General features: G+C 73.5%; 17 protein-coding genes and 2 pseudogenes. 6 read left to right on the top strand and 13 right to left on the bottom strand.

Annotated features, from left to right (window positions below; translation table 11 throughout):
• Positions 1-73: 73 nt before the first annotated feature.
• Together ACZ4O3_RS36185 and ACZ4O3_RS36180 are read left to right on the top strand one after the other, a co-directional pair.
• Positions 74-1567 carry a vWA domain-containing protein gene (locus tag ACZ4O3_RS36185; RefSeq protein ID WP_467726410.1) on the top strand — a complete coding sequence of 498 codons (1494 nt, stop codon included), beginning with the start codon at positions 74-76 and terminating at the stop codon, positions 1565-1567.
• Between the two features lie 142 nt (positions 1568-1709).
• Positions 1710-3620 (top strand): AMP-dependent synthetase/ligase, encoded by a 1911-nt coding sequence (locus ACZ4O3_RS36180; RefSeq protein WP_467726408.1) that lies wholly within the window; start codon positions 1710-1712, stop codon positions 3618-3620.
• A 69-nt stretch (positions 3621-3689) separates the two neighbouring features.
• Here ACZ4O3_RS36180 and ACZ4O3_RS36175 read toward each other — a convergent pair whose 3' ends face one another.
• Together ACZ4O3_RS36175 and ACZ4O3_RS36170 are read right to left on the bottom strand one after the other, a co-directional pair.
• Entirely contained in the window at positions 3690-4100 is a 411-nt protein-coding gene (locus ACZ4O3_RS36175) for a rodlin (RefSeq protein ID WP_467726407.1), read from the bottom strand.
• Positions 4101-4331: 231 nt separating this feature from the next.
• Positions 4332-4745 carry a rodlin gene (locus ACZ4O3_RS36170; protein ID WP_362719665.1) on the bottom strand — a complete coding sequence of 138 codons (414 nt, stop codon included), beginning with the start codon at positions 4743-4745 and terminating at the stop codon, positions 4332-4334.
• Between the two features lie 269 nt (positions 4746-5014).
• Here ACZ4O3_RS36170 and ACZ4O3_RS36165 point away from each other — a divergent pair, with 269 nt between their 5' ends.
• The gene (locus ACZ4O3_RS36165; RefSeq protein WP_385003171.1) at positions 5015-5431 is read left to right on the top strand and encodes a rodlin; all 417 of its coding nucleotides are present in this window, start codon (positions 5015-5017) and stop codon (positions 5429-5431) included.
• Between the two features lie 243 nt (positions 5432-5674).
• Positions 5675-5902 (top strand): chaplin, encoded by a 228-nt coding sequence (locus ACZ4O3_RS36160; RefSeq protein WP_362719686.1) that lies wholly within the window; start codon positions 5675-5677, stop codon positions 5900-5902.
• Positions 5903-6334: 432 nt separating this feature from the next.
• Here the strand turns inward: ACZ4O3_RS36160 and ACZ4O3_RS36155 are convergent.
• A pseudogene (locus tag ACZ4O3_RS36155) lies at positions 6335-6382 on the bottom strand (hypothetical protein); the annotation flags it as partial.
• A gap of 145 nt (positions 6383-6527) precedes the next feature.
• Positions 6528-7668: pseudogene (locus tag ACZ4O3_RS36150) on the bottom strand (ATP-grasp domain-containing protein); the annotation flags it as partial.
• Positions 7669-7871: 203 nt separating this feature from the next.
• Here ACZ4O3_RS36150 and ACZ4O3_RS36145 point away from each other — a divergent pair.
• Positions 7872-9083, top strand: a complete 1212-nt coding sequence (locus ACZ4O3_RS36145; RefSeq protein WP_467726404.1) for a glycoside hydrolase family 26 protein — start codon at positions 7872-7874, stop codon at positions 9081-9083.
• Here the strand turns inward: ACZ4O3_RS36145 and ACZ4O3_RS36140 are convergent.
• Genes ACZ4O3_RS36140 through ACZ4O3_RS36100 form a run of 9 tightly spaced genes read right to left on the bottom strand, consistent with a single transcriptional unit; the run spans position 9080 to position 19432 of the window.
• Positions 9080-10198: a GNAT family N-acetyltransferase gene (locus ACZ4O3_RS36140; protein WP_467726402.1), complete on the bottom strand. Its 1119-nt coding sequence runs from the start codon at positions 10196-10198 to the stop codon at positions 9080-9082. The two genes, ACZ4O3_RS36145 and ACZ4O3_RS36140, sit on opposite strands and share 4 nt — an antisense overlap.
• Complete coding sequence (locus ACZ4O3_RS36135; RefSeq protein WP_362727597.1) at positions 10195-10842, bottom strand: YveK family protein; 648 nt, start codon at positions 10840-10842, stop codon at positions 10195-10197. Before ACZ4O3_RS36135 ends, ACZ4O3_RS36140 begins: the two co-directional genes overlap by 4 nt.
• Positions 10839-11978, bottom strand: coding sequence for a glycosyltransferase (locus tag ACZ4O3_RS36130; protein ID WP_467726401.1), 1140 nt, complete (start codon positions 11976-11978; stop codon positions 10839-10841). Before ACZ4O3_RS36130 ends, ACZ4O3_RS36135 begins: the two co-directional genes overlap by 4 nt.
• Complete coding sequence (locus ACZ4O3_RS36125; RefSeq protein WP_385003186.1) at positions 11979-12734, bottom strand: polysaccharide deacetylase family protein; 756 nt, start codon at positions 12732-12734, stop codon at positions 11979-11981.
• Complete coding sequence (murJ, locus tag ACZ4O3_RS36120) at positions 12718-14406, bottom strand: murein biosynthesis integral membrane protein MurJ (protein WP_467726400.1); 1689 nt, start codon at positions 14404-14406, stop codon at positions 12718-12720. Before murJ ends, ACZ4O3_RS36125 begins: the two co-directional genes overlap by 17 nt.
• Positions 14403-15698: an O-antigen ligase family protein gene (locus ACZ4O3_RS36115; protein ID WP_467726398.1), complete on the bottom strand. Its 1296-nt coding sequence runs from the start codon at positions 15696-15698 to the stop codon at positions 14403-14405. Before ACZ4O3_RS36115 ends, murJ begins: the two co-directional genes overlap by 4 nt.
• 2 nt (positions 15699-15700) lie before the next feature.
• Entirely contained in the window at positions 15701-17122 is a 1422-nt protein-coding gene (locus ACZ4O3_RS36110) for an exopolysaccharide biosynthesis polyprenyl glycosylphosphotransferase (protein ID WP_467726396.1), read from the bottom strand.
• A complete protein-coding gene (locus ACZ4O3_RS36105; protein ID WP_467726394.1) occupies positions 17119-18273 on the bottom strand; it encodes a glycosyltransferase in 1155 nt (384 codons plus the stop codon). Before ACZ4O3_RS36105 ends, ACZ4O3_RS36110 begins: the two co-directional genes overlap by 4 nt.
• A 58-nt stretch (positions 18274-18331) precedes the next feature.
• Positions 18332-19432, bottom strand: coding sequence for a DUF3344 domain-containing protein (locus tag ACZ4O3_RS36100; protein WP_467726393.1), 1101 nt, complete (start codon positions 19430-19432; stop codon positions 18332-18334).
• Between the two features lie 256 nt (positions 19433-19688).
• Here ACZ4O3_RS36100 and ACZ4O3_RS36095 point away from each other — a divergent pair, with 256 nt between their 5' ends.
• On the top strand, positions 19689-19928 hold the full coding sequence (locus ACZ4O3_RS36095) for a chaplin (RefSeq protein ID WP_385003203.1): 240 nt from the start codon (positions 19689-19691) through the stop codon (positions 19926-19928).
• Positions 19929-19957: the final 29 nt, after the last annotated feature.

The raw sequence follows: 19957 nt of genomic DNA, 5'->3' as shown, positions 1-19957 counted from the left end.
CCTTGCGCCGTCAGAGTCGTCGACACCGGGCCAAAGAGCCAGGAAGTCGACTCCGACCTGCACAGGGGGCACCATGACGGACCGACACCGGAACCGACGGCAGATCACCGGGGCACTGCTCGCCCTCACCACCGCGGGCGCCCTGCTGCTGACGGCCTGCAGCGCGGGCGACCACGACCACTCGTCCAGTGACTCCAGATACAGCGACGGCCTTCCGGCGCCCAGCCGGCCGCACCCCGAGGACTCCGCGACCGCCCCGTCCTCCGACCACCTCTCCACCTTCGCCCTGGACGTGGACACCGCGTCCTACGGCTACGCCCGCCGCACCCTCGCCGACGGCCGGCGCCCCGCACCCTCGACCGTCCGTGCCGAGGAGTTCGTCAACAGCTTCCGCCAGGACTACCCGACCCCCGACCACAACGGGTTCACGGTCACGGTGGACGGCGCCCGCACCACCGACCCGGACTGGTCCCTGGTGCGGATAGGCCTCGCCACCCGCCCCGAGGAGGCCACCGGCGAACGCCCGCCCGCCGCCCTCACCTTCGTCATCGACGTCTCCGGCTCCATGGACGAGCCGGGCCGGCTGGACCTCGCGAAGAAGTCCCTGGACACGATGACCGACCGGCTGCGCGACGACGACTCGGTCGCGATCGTCACCTTCAGCGAACACGCCGAGACGGTCCTGCCGATGACCCGCCTCGCCGGCCACCGCGGCCGGATCCACCGCGCCGTCGACGGCCTCACCGCCCTCTACTCCACCAACCTCGGCGAAGGTGTGGAGGCCGGCTACGCCACCGCCGTCGACGGCCTGCGCAAGGACGCCACCAACCGCGTCGTCCTGATCTCCGACGCCCTCGCCAACGACGGCGAGACCGAACCGGACGCCATCCTGAACCGCATCGACAGCGACCGCCGCGAGTACGGCATCACGCTGTTCGGCGTGGGCGTGGGCAGCGACTACGGCGACGCGCTCATGGAACGCCTCGCCGACAAGGGCGACGGCCACACCGTGTACGTCTCCGACACCGCCACCGCGACCAGGGTGTTCTGCGAGCAACTACCGCAGAACATCGACCTGGTGGCCCGCGACGCCAAGGCCCAGGTGGCCTTCGACCCGCACACCGTCGCCGACTTCCGCCTGATCGGCTACCACGACCGCGAGGTCGCCGACGAGGACTTCCGTGACGACCGGGTGGACGGCGGCGAGGTGGGCCCCGGCCACACGGTGACGGCCCTCTACGCCGTCCGCACCAAGCCGGGCACGGACGGCCACCTGGCGACGGCCACGGTCCGCTGGCTCGACCCCCGGACCAGGGACCCGCACGAGAACACGGGCTCGGTGGAGACCAGCGCGCTGCGCGACTCGGTCTGGACGGCGTCCCCGCGCTTCCAAGTGGCCGCGGTGGCCGCGTACTTCGCGGACGCGCTGGCGAACGGGGAGTACGACATGCCGGGAGCGCCGAGCCTCACGAAGCTGCGATCGCGGGCGACGACTCTGGCAAGGGTGACCGAGGACAAGGACGTGGCCGAACTCTCCACGGCGATCAGTGAGGCAACGCCCCTTTAGGGACGCTGGGGGTACCCCCGGCCGAAGGCTGGGGGAGGACCCGCGCGACCAGCCACGACGGACCGGCACTTGGCGCGCACCGCCGCACCCCCCGCGGTGAAACCCATTGACCTGCCCTTACTTGTGAGTAAGTTGACGCCCCATGGGCGTACGCAGCGACCTCAAGCGAGCACGTCGACGCACCGACCTGGCCGCCCGCGGCCGGATCGACGTCGTCAGGGACGGGAACGGCGTCGTACGGGAGGTGCGCCGTGAGCATCTCGCCGCCCCGCTCACCAGCGGCTCCCTCGCCGACCTCCCGTTCGCCAACGCGGCGGAGGACCCCCTCGCCACGGCGATCCGCCGCGGCGAGGGATCCGTCACGGCCGCCGACTTCGCCGCCCAGGTCACCGCCTTGGCGAAGGGGTTGATCGCCGCCGGCCTCGAACCCGGCGGCCGGGTGGCCCTGATGTCCCGCACCCGCTACGAGTGGACGGTCCTCGACTTCGCCATCTGGTCGGCCGGCGGAGTGAGCGTCCCCGTCTACCCCACCTCCTCCGCCGAGCAGGTGGAGTGGATCGTCCGGGACTCCGGCGCCCGCCATGTGGTCACCGAGACCCCGGAGAACACCTCCACCGTCACCACCGGCACCGCCGCACACCTCCGACTCCCGTGCATCTGGGAGCTGGAGGCGAACGCGCTCGCCGAACTCACCGCCCTCGGCGCCGACGTCCCGGACGAGGACGTCGCCGAGCGGCGCGCCGGCCTCACCCCCGACTCGACCGCCACGGTCTGCTACACCTCGGGCACCACCGGCCGCCCCAAGGGCTGTCTCCTCACCCACGCCAACCTGCACGCCGAGGCCGCCAACACGGTCGAGCTGCTGTACCCCGTCTTCCAGGCGGTCACCGGTCGGACCGCCGCCACCCTGCTGTTCCTCCCGCTCGCCCACATCCTGGGCCGTACGCTGCAGATCGCCTGCCTGATGGGCAAGATCGAGATGGGCCACTTCCCGAGCGTGAAGCCGGACGAACTCCGGCCCGCCCTCAGGGAGTTCCGGCCGACGTTCCTGGTCGGCGTGCCGTACCTCTTCGAGAAGATCCACGACACCGGGCGGGCGACGGCCGAGAAGATCGGCCGGGCCGCCTCCTTCGACCGGGCCGAACGGATCGGCGTGCGCTTCGCCGAGGCCCACCTGGACAAGTTCCTCGGCACGGGGAAGGGCCCCGGCCCCGGTCTGTACGCCGCCTGGGCGCTGTACGACCTGCTGGTCTACCGCCGTATCCGCAAGGAGCTCGGCGGCCGGATGCGGTACGCCATCAGCGGCGGCTCCCCGCTCGACCGGAACCTCAACCTGTTCTTCCACGCGGCCGGGATCGTCGTCTACGAGGGCTACGGCCTGACCGAGACCAGCGCGGCCGCCACGATCGTGCCGCCGCTGGCACCCCGCCCCGGCACGGTCGGACAGCCGATCCCCGGGACGGCCGTCCGGATCGCCGACGACGGCGAGGTGCTGATCAAGGGGCCGGTGGTCTTCGGGTCGTACTGGAACAACCCGGCCGCCACCGCCGAAGTGCTCCCCGACGACGGCTGGTTCGCGACCGGCGACCTCGGCGCGCTCGACGGGGACGGTTATCTCACCATCACCGGCCGCAAGAAGGACCTGCTGGTCACCTCCGGCGGCAAGAACGTCTCCCCGGCCGTCCTGGAGGACCGGCTGCGCAGCCGCGCGCCCGTCGGTCAGTGCCTGGTGGTCGGCGACAACCGGCCCTTCGTCGCCGCGCTGATCACCCTGGACCCCGAGGCCCTCGCCCACTGGCTGTCCGTACGGAAGCTGCCGCCGGACATCCCGCTCGCCGGGCTGGTGCGCGACGAGCGGCTGCGGGCCGAGGTGCAGAAGGCGGTCGACCACGCCAACGCGGCCGTCTCCCGCGCCGAGTCGATCCGCGCCTTCGCCCTGGTCGAGGGCGAGTTCACCGAGGAGAACGGCCTGCTCACCCCGTCGCTCAAGGTGAAGCGGCACGCCGTAGGCGCGCGCTACGCCGACGAGATCGAGGCGCTGTACCGGAGGTGAGCCGCAAGGCGGCAAAAGGCGGCGGGCCACCGGGAGAACCGGTGGCCCGCCGCCCGCGGAACCTCTGGACTACTGGTTGCCGGTGCCGTTGGCCGACAGGGCCGAGATGTCGTCCAGGACGTGCGACAGCGGCTCGTCGCCCTTGGCCTGGGTGGAGTTCTCGACGCACTGCTGGTTCTGCGGCGCGGAGAGGACCGGCACGTCCTGGAGGACGCCGACGGCGGCGAGGCCGACCAGGCCCTGGAGGTTCGCCTTGGCCGGGAGACCGACGCACGGCTTGTTCAGCGAACCCTGAACCAGCGAGAGCTGCGGGCTCTGGTCCCCGTACGTGGCCGAGTTGCCGAACTCCGACGTGGCCATGTTGCCGCTGACCGAGGAGGTGCCGTTGTCGTTGCCGGTAGCCATGGCCTGCGGGGCGGCCGTGGCGGCGAAACCGGCGACGGTGGCGGCGACGGCCGCGGTTGCCCACAGCTTCTTCATGTTCGATCCCTTTCGAAAGGCGGACTCCGGGGAGGAGCTGCGTGATCACCAACGGGCGCGCACCCGCCCGGGTTGCGTGCTTTGCTCCCTTTGGCGTAGCGCAGTCCGATGAGGCGACGAGCGCCCCGCCGGGGGCGGTCGCGCCGGAGACGACACAGGCCGGCGGGCCGCCGGAAAGTCGGCGGCCCGCCGGCCTGGAGCACCCCGACAGGGGGCCGGAAGAGGCCCGGACTACTGGTTGCCGGTGCCGTTGGCCGACAGGGCCGAGATGTCGTCCAGGATGTGCGACAGCGGCTCGTCGCCCTTGGCCTGGGTGGAGTTCTCGACGCACTGCTGGTTCTGCGGCGCGGAGAGGACCGGCACGTCCTGGAGGACGCCGACGGCGCCGAGGCCGACCAGCCCCTGGGCGTTGAGCTTCGCCGGCAGACCGATGCACGGCTTGTTGAAGGAGCCCTGGACCAGCGCCAGCTGCGGGCTCATGCTGCCGTACGTGGCGGAGTTGCCGAACGCCTGCGAGGCACCGGTGCCGCTGGCGGAGGTGGTGCCTTGGTCGTTGCCCGTGGCCAGGGCCGGCGAGGCGGCGACGGCGGTGGCACCGGCCACGGAGGCGGCGACAGCGGCGACGGCCAGAACCTTCTTGATCACTTGCGATTCCCTTCTGCAAAAACCCCGTCCACCGGAGCCCACTGGTCAACTCCCAGTGAGGTGTTTGGTTGCTCGGGTTCACTCCGATGGCCCACATTCCGGAAATCCCCGGCGGCTCCACGGGCCCCCGGCCGCAAGGGAATTCCGGGCCGGTGACGGGTCCGATCGGGTGACGTGCCGCGCCTTCGCCGCAACCGTTCCCGGTGCGGGCGGTTGATGCGGGGCAGGGACGTGTGTCTTGACGCACGGAGCCAGGAAAGGAAAGCGAAATGCTGAAGAAGGCAATGGCCGCGGCGGCGGTCGCCGCGTCCGTCGTAGGTGTGTCGGCGGCGGCAGCCCCCCAGGCGCTTGCCACCGGCAACGACCACGGCACCACCTCCGCCAGCGGCAGCGGCGCCCACGAGGAGTTCGGCAACTCGGTGACCAAGGGCAGGATGAGCCCGCAGGCCACCCTGGTGCAGGGCTCGCTCAACAAGCTCTGCGTCGGTCTGCCCGCGAAGGCGAACGCCCAGGGGATCCTCGGTCTCATCGCCGCCGTCGGCGTGGCCCAGGACGTGCCGGTCCTGTCCGCACCGCAGAACCAGCAGTGCGCCGAGAACTCCACCCAGGCCAAGGGCGACGAGCCGCTGTCGCACGTCCTGCACGACATCTCGGCCCTGTCGGCCAACGGCGTCGCCAACCAGTGACCCCGGCCTCGTGAAAATCCGCCCTGGCGGCGTGCGCACGCACGCCGCCAGGGCGGATTTCGCTGTGTTCACCCATTCCCGTTGTGAAGGCGTTCGAGTGAATTACCCGTCGGAGCGCGTTCCGCAGTTTCTTCGGCCGCCTATTTCTCGTTCTACAGTCCGCTGGTCATGATGCGAGCCTTCATGCTGTGCTCGCTCGGTTTCGGCCGTCATACGGGCATGACCGCAGAGAAGGGAAAGTTTATGAAGAAGACCGCTGCTTTCGCCGCCGGTGCGATTCTGGCCCTGGCCGGTGCCGCCCCGGCCTTCGCGGACTCGGGTGCCGAGGGCGCTGCCGCCAACTCCCCGGGCGTGCTGTCCGGCAACGTGATCCAGGTTCCGGTTCACGTTCCGGTCAACGTCTGCGGCAACACCGTGGACGTCATCGCGCTGCTGAACCCCTCGTTCGGCAACGCCTGCGCCAACGACTGACGACGTCGGCGCGGCACACCAGCCGTCCGGCTGTGTCACGGCCGGCCTCGGACCGTCGAGATTCCGCATCCGCGCTCCGAGGCCGGCTTTTCCGTTTTCGAGCAGGAGGACGACGAGATGGCGACGGACCCTCAGCGGGGTTGTGGCCGCCGCCGCGACCGGCATGCTGTCCCTGTACGCCAGTCCCGCGCTCGCCGACGACGAGAAAACGAGCAGTTGCTGATGTACGACCCGCTGGTGGTGGGCGCGGGCCCGTACGGCCTGTCCATCGCGTCCCACCGTACTGCCGTAACCCGTGTCGTCGTCCCCCGAGTCGCCGTAGGACGTCCCCGACGCGGGGTCGTCGCCCCGCTCCTCGGAATCGGTGTCGCCGGCACAGGAGTTGCCGAAGGCCGGGTTCAGCACGGCTGCCAGGTCGACCGAGTTTCCGCTCGCACCGATCGGCACGTCCACCGGGGCCTGGACGTTGTCGCCGGACACCACACTCGGTGAACCGCCGGCGGCCCCGGTCGCGTCCGCTCGTCGGACCGGTCGGGCAGACCGGAGAGGCTGGAGACGCCGGACACTTCGGAGAGTTCCTCTTCCACGGCGGCCGGCGGTGTTCCCCGGCCTGGCGGACCACGGCGGAGGCCGGCCGGGGGACCGGGGCCGTGCCGGGGCGCAGCCGGGCCAGGAGCCGGCCCGTCACGTGCCGGCCCCACAGCGCCCACATCGCCAGGCCGGGACCCCGGTCGTCCGGCGCGCTCCAGGCCGGCTCGCGCCCGCGCGGGGCCGGCCGCAGCGCGCTCAGCGGCGCGTAGTTCTCCACCACGAACGCCCGACCGGCCAGTGGTGCCCCGGCGGTCAGCGGACGGTGGGTCAGATCCAGGTGCAGGGCGCGTACGACGTCCAGGCCCGCGCTGTCGGTGAAGACCGGAACTGCGCGCCCGGACGGGGATTGAAGCCCAGCTCGCCGGTGAGCCGCTCGGCCAGTGCCTGGACCTGCGGGTTGGGCGTCCACAGGCCGACCGCCGTCAGGCCCGCCCCGCGCGGCCAGGACCGCTGCTTGCGGCCGGAGCCGTCCGCGCGTACTGCCCCGGTCCGGTCGGCGTAGCCGTGGAAGAACCGGTCGCGGTCCGGTCCCGGCGGCAGGAACTCCTGCAGCTGCAGCCTGCTGCCCGCCTCCCCGGCCCGCAGGAACAGCTCCCGCGCCTCCCGCGCCTCCCGCGCCGAGCGCACCACGACGGTGCTGCGCAGCCCGGACCAGGCCGGCACCAGCCAGGGCCGGCTCCACTTGGCGACCACCGGCAGCCCGGGCCGCCAGACGGCGGCGGCCTGCTCGGCGCTGTCCGGGACGGGGGTCTGCGGGTGCGGGATCCCGGCCGCCGCGCACACCTGGGCCAACTCGGCCTTGTCGGCGACCCGCTCGGAAAGCAGGGCGGGCTGCCGCGGCAGCAGACTGGCGGGAGCCAGGTCCTCGCGGAGCCGGCCTGCCGCGATCGCGCTCGCGTCGTCCATCGGGATCAGCACCGCCGGACGGGCGATCCGCGCCGCCACCCGGCGCAGCACGGCCGCGATCGCGGCAGCGGACGCGCCCGGCGCCGGTGGCGGATGCAGTTGCCGTACGAACCGGACCTGCCGACCGGACTGCCGGTGGAGTCGGCGACCAGATGCACGTCCACGCCGGCTCTGCCGAGTGAGCGCACAGCCCCGAGGGTGCCGTGGTGAAAGGGATTCCGGTCGATCCGCAGCAGAACCGCGGGAACCCGGATGTCTAGCAGTGACACGGACCTTTTCCTTTGCGCCGGTTCACCCGTGCGGGCGTGTGGCGCACCCGGAAGCCGCAGCCGCACTGGCGGAATTCGTATTGATATGACCGAGTGTCAGTGACCGGTGCTTCCCCGGCGAACGTGCGAACGGACGGGAAGGACCGGACCGAAAGAACCGGGCGAGCGGTAGCGGACGAGAACTGGTGGAGAGAGGAGCAGGCATGGCTCCACAGCAGCGAAAGCGGCCGAGGTCCCGGTCGCACCGGCGGGCTGTGGTCACGGCGCTGGCGGCGGTCGTCGTCGCCTCGGCGACCCTGGCCACCGGCCCGGGATTCGCCGCGGGTGCAGGGGTGGCGCCGGCCACCGATCCGACACCGGCTCCGACACCCACGACCTCCGTCCCGGCCTCGGCGGCTCCGCTGCCGGCCATGGCGAGTGCGGCACCGGGACCGGTGAGTCCGGCGCCGGTCACGCCCGCGCACGGCAGGTCGGCGCCGCCGGCCTTCGGGGCCTTCCTGGACTCCGGGCCGCTGGGCGTCGCCCGCATGGCCCAGCTGAGCGGCTGGCTCGGCGGCACCGAACTGAAGGTCGCGCACACGTATCTGCCCGGCAACCGCTGGGCCGACATCGAGGGAGTGCCCGGCTTCCTGGACGTCTGGGCGCACTGGCGGCGGGAGAGGGACGACCGGATGCTCGTCCTCAACGTGCCCATGCAGGAGCGCAACGAGGACCACGTCGGGGACGCCGAGGTCCGGTCGCTGCTGGCACGGGGCGCCGCCGGGCGGTTCGATCAGCACTTCCGGGCCCTGGCCGAGCGGCTGGTCGAGCTGGAGGTCCCGGACACGGTCATCGTGCTCGGCTGGGAGATGAACGGCACTACGTACACCCATCGTTGCGGGCCGGACCCGGAGGCCTGGAAGAGATACTGGGACAGGATCGTCACCACCATGCGGGCGGTGCCGGGTCAGAAATTCCGGTTCGACTTCACGCCGAGCCGGGGCCGCGACGCGGTCCCGTGGACGCAGTGCTACCCCGGGGACGACACGGTCGACATCGTCGGCATGGATTCCTACGACCAGCCGACCGGTCTCTCCTTCGGCGAACAGGTGCGGGAGCCATACGGACTTCAGGAGCACGTCGATTTCGCCAAGGCCCACGGAAAGCCCATTTCCTATCCGGAATGGGGTCTCTTCCGCAACGGTGACAACGCCGAGTACATGCGCCGGATGCTCGCCTGGATGGGCGAGCACAGACCGGTGTACAACACGCTGACCGACTACTGCCCGCACGGTGTCTGGCAGTGTCCGGACAACCCGCGCTCGGCCCGCGTCTACCGCACGGCCCTCTCCGGCCGGACCGACACCGCGACCCCGACGCCGGCTCCCCTACGCCCGGCCCGTCCCCGGCACCCTCGACCGGTGGTCACGCCCTAGTCCTGGCGTCGTTCCTGCCACCGGTGCCACACCTCCTTGGCGCGCCGCCGGGCGGCGATGTCGCACAGCGCCGCCGCCAGCAGCGGCGCTGTGCGGCGCCGGGCCAGCAGCAGCCGCTGGTTGGCGACCGGCTGGGGCCGCCAGTGGTGCTTGTACGGCTCGTTGCCGCGCAGCAGGCTCAGCGCGCCCCGCTCGCCCGCGCCGGTGTGCTGGGTACAGGCGTCGAGCAGCATCACCGCCACGTCCGCCCTGCGCTCCCGCAGCCGCGGATGCGCCCCGTACAGATAGCCGCCGGCCAGGCTCGGTGACAGCAGGGTCAGATCGACGGCGACCACCTCGTCGTCCAGCCGGAACTCGGTGACCACCGCGTCCCCGGAGCGCACCATCGGCCCCACCGAGCGCACCAGGTGCTCCCGGAACCGGGACTGGAGGTGCTCCGTCGTCACCTTCCGGTCCTGCCACTGCAGCCGGTGCAGATCGAGCAGCCGGCCGAGCGCGGTGTCCACGCCCTCCGCTGCCACGACGTCCCGGCGCACCCCGAGCGAGCCCAGCTTGCGCAGCTTGGCGCGCACCCGCTGGGCCTGTTTCGAGGGCAGTCGGGCCACGAGCTCGTCCATGGCCACGGCGGGCAGTTCCAGGCACAGCGAGGCGGGCACCTTCCGGCACGGCCCGTGCCAGCGGTCGTACACGCGCTCCACCGCACCGCCCGGACGCACCTCGCGGAAGTCGATCAGCGCCGTCCGCGCCGCCCGGGCGAGCTCCTGGGTGAGGGCGCCCGCGGCCCGGCCGTCGTCGCCGTCGGCGAGCAGCACGTCCGTGTAGTCCGAGATCGCCCCGCCGAGCGGCACCAGCGCGGGCAGCGGCCGGTGCACCAGCATCAGCGGGGCCGCGCCGACCAGTTCACCGCCGTACCGCACCAGGACCAGACGGAGCCTGCCCGGGACACCGTAGGAACGCCACCAGGAGTGCAGCCAGGCGTGGCTCTGGAACGGGGTGGCCGTGCCGCACCGCCGGTACAGCCGCCCCCAGGCGGGGCCCAGCTCGGCGAAGACGCGTTCGTCGGTGACGAGTTCGGTGGTGTGCGCGGCGAGCGTCGGGTGGGCCGTCGCCGTCACAGCTGCCCGTGTACGTCGGCGGCGGCCGTCGGTCCCGGCACGGAGGCGTGCGGGAGGTTCTCCTCCTCGCGGCGCCGGGGCCGCACCAGCAGCGCCAGCCCGGCCAGCAGCCCGCCCGCGCTCGCGCCCACCAGGCCGGTCACCTTCGTCGACGCCGAGGCGGGCGCGGTCGGCTTCGGCGCCCGGGAGAACTGGAGGAGTTCGACGTGTGTGTCGCCCTTGGTGTCGTTGGCGTGCTTGGTGAGCGAACGGGCCACCGCGTTCGCCATGTCGGCGGCCTGCAGGGGGTGCGGCGAGGTGGCCGAGACGGCGACCATCGGCGCGTCCGGCGAGGTCTCCGCCTGCACGCTGTTGCGCAGTGTGTTCACCGGCACCCCGGCCCACACCTGGGCGTCCCCGAGCACCGCGAGCTGGGTCGCGACCCGGCCGTACGCCTGCGCGAAGCCCTGCGCGGTGGCGGTGTCGGACCGGTCGGTGGGGACGGCGATGACATAGCTGGTCGCCGTGTAGTCGGCCGGCGTCAGCACGCCGTAGGCGCCGCCCAGCAGACCGCCGGCGACGACCCCGGCCGCCAGCAGCGACCAGGGCGGGACCGTGCGGGCACGGGTGAACGGGCGGGCTGCCCTGGTGGTGTTCTCGGTCATGGCGTACTGACTCCCTGAGGGACGGTGGCGAGTGCGGCCGCGTAGACGTCCATGAGCTGGGCGGCGCTGCGGGTGATGCAGTAGTGGCGGGCGGCCTCCGGCGCGGTGCGCGGACCTGACCCGGCGGCGCGGGCGTCGGCCAGGGCCTCGGCGTAGGCGTCGGCGCCGCTCTCGACACGGCGGGCGGCGGGGGCGGCGGCGGCAGGCAGGTCCTCGACGGCAGGGCAGGAGCTGTAGAACACGGGCAGTCCGGCGGCCAGCGCCTCGATCACCGCGAGCCCGAAGGCCTCGTCGGTGCAGGGCGAGGCCAGTACGTCCATGGCGGAGGTGAGGGCGGGCAGGTCGGGGTCGGCCGGGCTGTCGGAGACGTACGGGCGTTCACCGGCGAACAGCACCCGGCCGGCGAGACCGGCCGCCGCGGCGGCACGGCGCAGGGCTCCCTCCTCGGGGCCCCCGCCGACCAGCAGCAGCACGCAGTCCGCGGGGAGCCGGGTGAGCGCACCGATCAGGACGTCGAACCGCTTGCCGGGCGCCAGCCGCCCGACGGCGCCCACCACGAAGGCGTCCTGCGGGATCCCGAGCCCGGCCCGGGTGCGCCCCCGCCGCTCCAGGTCGAAGCGGAACCGCCCCAGGTCGATGCCGTTCGGTACGACCTCGATCCGCGGCCCGGGCACCCCCCAGTGGCGCAGCCGCTCGGCGACGGTGGGGGAGACGGCGACCGTGGACCGGCCGAGCCGCTCGCCCACGAGGTACAGCGCCCGGACCCCGGCGGTCAGCCGGCGCCCCTCCAGCTGGGTGTCGCCCAGCGAGTGCTCGGTGGCGACGACGGCCCGCACGCCCGCGAGACGCGCGGCGATACGGCCGTAGAGACAGGCCCGGTACAGGTGGGTGTGGACGAGGTCGTAGCGGCCCCGGCGGATGACCCGGACCAGCCGGGGGAGCGCCGCCAGGTCCCGGTTCCCGGCCATCCCGAGATGGACCACCCGCACCCCGTCCGCGGCCAGGGCACGCGCGACCGGCCCGGGGTTGGTGAGCGTGACGACGTCGCAGGAGACCGGCAGATGCCTCAGCAGCAGCCGGAGCTGCTGCTCCGCCCCGCCGACCCCCAGCCCCGTGATGACGTGCAGAGCCCTCATTCACAGCCCCTTGACGGGACGGCGGCGCAGCCGGTGCAGCCGGTACTTCAGGAAGAGGCGCAGGGCGCGGTCGTTCTGGCCGACGTGCACCCGGGGCAGGGTGTGGACGCCGTTCAGGTCGCCGGGGTCGATGGCGCAGCCGTAGCCGTACCCGGCGTCCCGGACGGCGTCGACGACCCGCTGGTCGACGGCGCCGTAGGGGTAGCAGAAGCCGTCCACGGGGGCCTGGATCAGCTCCTCCAGGACGGCCCGGCTGCCGGCGGTCTCGGCCCTGAGGGTGTCGGCGTCGGCCTTCGTCAGATCGACGTGGGTGAGCCCGTGCGAGCCGACCTCCACGCCGGCCCTCGCCGCCCGCCGGATCCCCTCGGCGGTGAGCAGCGGCTTGCGCGGGCCGAGCGAGTCCCAGCGGTTGTCGCTGCCGAGCCGTCCGGGCAGCACGAACAGGCTGGCACCGCAGCCCCAGCGGTCCAGCAGCGGCAGGGCGTGGTCGAGGAAGTCGGCGTAGCCGTCGTCGAAGGTGAGCCCGACCAGGCGCCGTCCCTCGCCCCGGGCCCGGGCGGCCAGCAGTTCGGCGACCGAGACCCCGCGCAGCCCCCGCCGGCGCAGCCAGCCCAGCTGGGCGGCGAGGCGGTCGGGGGTGATGGTGACCCGGTACGGATCGTCCGAGCAGTCGCCCACGGAGTGGTACATGGCGACCCAGGGGACCGGGCCCGACAGGTGTCCGACCTTCTCGGCGGACTCAGTGGAAGACGGCATGGGCGAGCCTTCGGGTGACGGTGCCTGCGGAACGGAGTGCGGATGCGAAGCCCTGGGCGTCCAGCGCCCAGCCGAGCAGGACGAAGACCGTGGTCACGGCCGTGGTGCCGGCGATCAGACCGGTGAACGGGTCCGCGGGCCGTGCGGCGAGGAAGGTGCCGACGACCGCGGCGACCACGGCGGCCCGCACCGGCCGGCTCAGCTCGGCCAGCACCCGCCGCGTGCGGATCGGGACGCTGCGCGGGCCCATGCCGCAGAGCAGGAGCACCGCGGTGACGGTGATGCCGGCGGCGTTGGCGGCGGCGATGCCGGTGACGCCGTACCGGCCCACCGTCATGGCGCCGATCCAGGAGGTCACGGCGATCCCTGCGGCCATGGCACCGACCGGGTACCAGGTGGCGCGGCCCGCGGAGAAGTAGGAGCGGACCAGCACCCCGACCATGGTCTGTCCGAGCAGCCCGAGCGCGTAGACCCGCATCACCCCGGCGGTGGCGGCGGTGTCCGCCGCGGTGAACGCCCCGCGCTGGAACAGGACGTGGATGAGCTGCGGCGCACACGCCACGACCACGGCGGTGCCGAGCAGGACGACGCTCGCGGCCACCGACAGATCCCGCTCCACCCGGCGCCGGGCCCGCTCGGTGTCGCCCTCGGCCAGCGCCCGGGCCACCACCGGGAAGGTGACCGTGCACAGCATCATGGACATCGTCATCGGGATCTGCGCGACCTTCTGCGCGTAGTTGAGGTGCGAGATCGCCCCGGAGTGCAGATGGGAGGCGAGGAACCGCTCGATCAGCACCTGCGACTGGCGGCACAGCGCGAACAGCAGCACGGTGGCCATCAGGACGACGTTCAGCGGCTGTGCCTCGGCGACCGGTTCGCCGACGGCGGCCTTGACCCGCCGCCGCAACTGCCCGAGCAGCGGGGGAAGCTGGACGGCGACCATCAGCAGGCCCCCCGCCGCCACCCCGAACGCGGCCGACCGCACGCCCCAGCTGCCGCCGAACGCGAACATCGCCGTGATGATGCCGGCGTTGTAGGCGACGTAGATCGCGGCCGGTGCGAGGAACCGCCGGTGCGCGCGGAGGGCGGCGCTGCAGTACCCGGCCAGCCCGAAGGTCAGCACGCAGGTCGCGGTCAGCCGGGTGCAGCCGACGGCGAGCCCGGGGTCGCGCAGACCGGGCGCGAGCACCTCGACGAGCTGGGGGGCGCCCCCGATCAGCAGAGTGGCGACGCCCACGAAGGCGAGTGCCAGCTTCGGCAGGGTCCCGGCGACCAGTGCCCGGACCGGGTCGCCGGGAGCCCCCTGCGCCCGGCGGGCCAGGGCCACGCTGAAGGCGGGGATCAGCGCGAAGGCGAGCCCGTCCTCGATGAGCAGCGTGGCGGCGAACTCGGGGACGGTCCAGGCGACGAGGAAGGCGTCGGTGTCCCGGCCGGCCCCGAAGAGCCGGGCCAGCGACTGGTCCCGGATGAGCCCGAGGAGCGAGCCGACGACGGAGAGGGAGGCGGTGACGAAGGCGGCCTTGGCGAGAACTCCGCGGGAGGAAGGCCCTGCGTCGGGGGCCGGGGGCGGTGTCGTCCGCGGCTCGGCCGTGGGGGCGCTCCCGGCTCCCGCGGGTTCGCTGCCGACACGCGACCCGGGCACGTCCGAGGTCCTGGAAGGGGTGACCGTCATGCCGAACGCTCCGCCCCCGCCAGCGACCACCAGGCCACCGCCCCGAACACCACGGCCGTCAGCACGGTCGAGGGCCCTCCGATGTCCGCGTACGCGAAGTCCACGAGCTGCCAGACGAGCAGCCCGCATCCCACCAGCGCACAGTCGAGGCCGTCACCGCCGCGGACCCGCCACCACCCGCGCAGCCCGCACACCAGCAGCGCCAGCCAGCTGCCCGCCAGCGCCAGCGCGCCGAGCAGTCCCTGCTCGCTCAGCACCAGCAGGTACATGTTGTGCGGCGACAGCAGCGGCTGCTTCACGAACGCGGCCCCCGCACCCTCCGTGTCGCTCCCGGAGGACAGCGCCAGCGAGGCATGCCCGTCCCGGTGGGCCGGGAAGTTCTTCAACCCGACGCCGGTCACGGGATGTTCCCGCCACATGCCCGTCGCCGCCGCCCACAGCGTGTACCGGTCGACCACCGACTGGTCCGGCGCGTCGGTCACGTGCCCGATGCTGCTGAGCCGCTCCTGGAGCATGGCCGTACCGATGCCGAAGCCCCCCACCAGCACCACACCCGCCGCGACCGCGACCGCGACCGCCTTCAGTGCCCGGCGCAGCCCGGCCAGCACCAGCTGCACACCGCAGGTGAGGACCGTCGCGATCCAGGCCCCGCGGCTGAAGGACACGGCCAGCGGCAGCAGCAGGCCGAGCGCGCACGCGCCCGCCGCCACCCGCTGCCGTACCGGCGAACGGCCCACCGCCAGCCCCAGCGCGCAGACCAGGCCGAACGACACCACGGTCGCCATGCCCATCACGTCCTGCGGCCCGAACGTGCCGACCGCGCGGATCTCCTCGCCCTGGTACGAGGCCCCGGTCCCGGTGAGGTACTGGTGCACCCCGACCGCGCCCTGCCATCCCGCGAGCCCCACGAACGACCAGGCCAGCAGCCGGAAGTCGGCACGGTCCCGGATCAGCAGCAGCACGGCGGCCGGGACCAGGACGAACACCTGGAGATAGCGGCCGAGGCCGGTCAGCGCGGCGCCCGGCGAGGCCGCGCCGGCCGCCGCGACGGCCAGCCCCACCACCGGCATGCCCAGCACCACCGCGGCCGTCGCCGACAGCGGCCGCCGCCGCTCCCGTACGGTCCGGACCGCGGCGTACAGCACCACCAGCGCGGACACCGCGTCCGCCGGTCCCGCCCCGCTCCCGTCGCCGGCCGGGGTGAGCGGCAGCGCGAGGACCGCGAGCACGGCGGCCGCGGCGAGGACCGGTGGCAGCCGCAGGGGCCCGGCCGGGGAGAGTGCGAAGCTCATCGTCAGCTCCCCGTGGAGCGCACGAGCGCCGCCGCGGTGCGCAGCAGGATGCAGATGTCCTGCCACAGCGACCAGTTGTCGATGTAGGCGTTGTCGAAGCGGGCCCGGTCCTCGATCGAGGTGTCGCCGCGCAGTCCGTGGATCTGGGCGAGTCCGGTGATGCCGGTCCGCATCCGGTGGCGGGCCGCGTAGCCCGGGTAGTTCTGGCTGAACTCGCCTACGAAGTACGGCCGTTCGGGGCGCGGGCCGACCAGGCTCATGTCGCCCCACAGCACGTTCCACAGCTGGAGAAGCTCGTCCAGGGAGGTCTGGCGCAGGAAGCGGCAGAACGGGCTCATCTCCCGTTCCCCGGCCACGCTCCAGCGGGTCGCGGCCTCGTGCGCGTCGACCGGGCGGTGGGTGCGGAGCTTGAGCAGGGTGAACGGGCGGCCGTCGCGGCCGATGCGCTCCTGCCGGAAGACCACACCGGGTCCGTCGGTGAGGCGCAGTACCGCCGCGCACACCAGGAGCAGCGGGCTGACCAGGATCAGCGCCGACCCGGAGACCGCGATGTCGAGGATGCGCTTGCCGACGCTGCCGCGCCGTCGTGAGCCCATGTCGAGAGGGCGGCAGGAGAACCCGGCGAGCTGGTCGCGCATCTCGTACGCCGGTGAGTCCGCGTCCACCTCCCAGACCACGCAGCCCGACTCGGCCAGCGCCCGCAGCAGCGGGCCCTGTTCGGTGCGGACGGCGGGGTGGACGGTGAGGACGGCCCGGACCCCGTTCTGGATGAGGGCCCGCTGGACCTCCTCGCCGGTGGTCAGCACGGGCAGCCCGTCGGGGCCTTCGGGGTGCTCGGCGACGACACCGACCGGCCGCACCCCGGAGCCCGGGTGGCGCAGCACGGCGGCGGCCACCCGCTGGGCGGTGGCGGCGGGGCCGATGACCAGGGCGGCGCGCGGGCGGCGCAGCGAGGCCAGGCGGCGGCGCCAGTGCACCAGACCGCGGCCGGCGCAGGCCGCCGCCGCGTGCAGGGCGCAGCCCAGCAGCAGGGTGCGGGCGGGCAGCGCGCGGCCCGGGTCCCTGGCGGCGAGCGCCGCGGCGAGGCCCAGCCAGATCACGGCGATCCGGCCGCAGACCGCGGGGAGTTCGTCCAGGATCCCGGCCACCCGGCCGCTCGGCAGCGGGCGCAGCAGTATCGCCCCGCACAACAGGAAACAGGTCAGGGCCGGCCGGCGTACGGCCTCGTCGAGGGCGACGGCGCCGAGCAGTGCCGCGCACAGGTCGGCGGCCAGCAGCGGCACCGGGGAAGCGGGCCGCGCGCGGGGCCGGCGCGGCGGGAACCGGAAGTCTCCGGCGGTGCGGGCCGGCAGGACCGAGACGGGCGAGAGTCCGTGATCCCGTGGCTGCGGGCCGGGGGAGGGGACGGTGCTTTCCGCGGTCACGAGTGGATGGACTCCCTGTGCTCAAAGGACATGAGCGGGCGCTCGCCGAGGAGTTCGCGGTAGAGCTCCGCGACCGCCTGCGCCGAGCGCCGCGCATCGTGCGTGGACTGGACGTGCCGGCGCCCCCGGTCGCCGAGCGACGCGCGCAGCTCCGGGTCGAGCAGCAGCGCGGCGACGGCACCGGCCAGTACGCCCGGCCGGCCCGGCGGCACCAGGCAGTGCTCGCCGTGGCCGGGCGGCAGGCTCTCGCGGGCGCCGTCGACATCGGTGACGAGCACCGGCCGGCCGCAGGCCATCGCCTCCAGCGGGGCCAGTGCCATGCCCTCCCAGCGCGAGGGCAGCACCACCAGGTCGGCGGCCCGGTACCAGGGGCGGACATCGGCGACGGCGCCGGCGAACTCGACCGAGGCGGGGGCGAGCCGGCGCAGCGCCGCGCCGTCCGGTCCGTCGCCGACCAGCGCCAGCCGGGCGCCCGGCACCCGGCGCAGTACCTCGGGCCAAGCCCGCAGCAGCACGTCCTGGCCCTTCTGCCGGCACAGCCGGCCGACGCAGACGACCAGGGGCGCCCCGGGCCCGGACCGGCCCGGGGCGCCGGGGGCGCCCGGGGCGAAGTGACCGGTGTCTATGCCGTTGGGAACGACGGCGTAGCGGGCGTGAATCCCGGCGCGCACGCCGGTCGCGCGTTCCGCCTCGCTGACGCACACCACCCGGTGCGCCCAGCGGGCTCCCCACCGCTCCCACCGCAGCGCCAGTGCGGCGGTGACCCCGCCGACCGCCTCGAAGGACCAGGCATGCGGCTGGAACAGGGTCGGAACGCGGCCGCGCACGGCCAGGCGGCCCGCCAGGCCGGCCTTGGCGCTGTGTGCGTGCACCAGCTCCGGCCGCACCGCGTCCAGCAGCCGCCCGAGCCGCCGTACCTCGTCCCCGAGGCCGGCGCCGGGGGACCGGTCCGCGCGCCATCCGCGCACGTCGGCGCCCAGTTCCCGCGCGGCCCCCGCCAGTTCACCATCGGGCGGGCAGGCCACCGTGACCCGCAGACCGGCCGTGAGCTGGGCCTTCGTCAGGTCCAGGACCACCCGGGCCACCCCGCCCCCGACGGGTTGCGCCAGGTGCAGGACCCGTCGCCCAGGGTCGGTTGCTGATCGGTGCATACGCGGTATTCCTCGCTCACGGGGGGGCGCTCGGGACTGCGGGCGGAAACGCGCCGCACTACTGCACGTCCACGGCGGCGAAGAGCGCGCCCGCCCACGCCGCGTCGCGCTGGGAAACGAGCTGGAAGGCCAGCTGGTCACCGCCCTGCGCGAGAGCGGTACCGAGATCGAACACATCCGAGTCGTAGCCGAGCGTGTTGTCGTACGCGGGCTCACGCCGGGCGCCTACCGGGCCTGGTTCGTTGATCGTGGAGTTGAGTACGTCGTCGGCCGGGTCGGCGGAGCCGGCGAGCGGGGTGGGGGTACGGCCGGCGACGGAGTACGTGAGCGAGTCACCGGTGCCGCCCCGGTCGCCGTTGTAGGCCACCAGGCCCGCCCGGCCCTCGGCGCCACGCGGGATGCGTAGCCCGTTCAGCCGTACCCCGGTCGCCCCGTCGAGTGAGTCGAAGCCGTCCCAGAGGGCGAGCGTGCGCAGCGGTTCCGCCGGGTTCCGGTACGCCGTCACCAGTGTCCAGCCGCCCCAGGCACCGGGCCCGGACCTGCCCGCCGCCACATTCACCTGGCCGACCGTCCACAGCCCGGAGCCGTTCGACCGGACCAGGCCGGTGATCTCCGCCGAGGCCTGGAAGGCGTCCGCGCCGCCCTGCGTCCGATGGCCCACGACCGTGTCGGCGAGCAGTTCCTTGTACTGGCCGCCGGGTTCGGCGATCAGCACCCGCCCGTTGTCCGCGGCCGGCTTCCGCTCACCGGCCAGCAGGTTGCCGCCCCAGTACAGCCGCGCGTACGTCACCTGGGAGCCCTCCGGCAGCCGCAGTTCGGCGCGCGAGGAGTTGTAGGTGTGGGGGTCGTCGTCGACGTCGACGTAGGACATGTCGAAGTCCCCGTTCACCGCCGGGATCCGGCCCGCGCGGGCTGCCGGGCAGGACGGCTCGGACGGGGCGTCGGCCGTCGTACGGCAGCTGGCGGACGCGTTGGCCGCGCGGACGATGCCGCCTCGCTGTACCACGTGGTAACGCTCGGCGAAGGGGATGCGAGGGGCCTCGGGGGCGGGCGCGGCGGCCGGAGCGGTCGCCCGGGCGGCGCCCGGTGCGCAGACCGCGGCCAGGGCGAGCACGCTCACTGACGCACGGCGCAGCGGCGGGCCCAGGGGAATGCGCATGACCGGCTTCGCCCTTTCGGGAAAGGAGTGGGGAGGCGGGAAGAGCGCGATGTGATGCCGGTACGGGCAAGTCGCGAGATCCGCAACTCCAGCCACTATCTGAACTAATCAGTCGAAACCGGGCAAGTATCTCGGAACGGTGAAGGAGGCTTCGGGGAGATCACTCGTTCAGCGGCACAACCCGGGGCGGTGTCACGCGTTGACACGGCGCTGGGCATCCGCCCGGATGTTTGTCTCGACCCCAAGGAGCACCTTCATGTCGCGTATCGCGAAGGGCCTGGTCCTGTCCACCGCCGCCGTCGCGGCCGTCGCCGGCGGCGCCGGTGCGGCCGTCGCCGACAGCGGCGCGAACGGCACCGCAGCCCAATCCCCGGGCGTGCTGTCCGGCAACGTGATCCAGGTTCCGGTCCACGTTCCGGTCAACGTCTGCGGCAACACCGTCGACGTGATCGGTCTGCTCAACCCCGCGTTCGGTAACACCTGCGCCAACGACTGACGCGGCGGCCTTCCCCTCTGACCGGCCGT

The organism is Streptomyces sp. NPDC026515, from assembly GCF_055567595.1.
The sequence above is the reverse complement of the archived record's forward strand: the minus strand, read 5'-3'. Positions and strand labels throughout refer to the sequence as shown.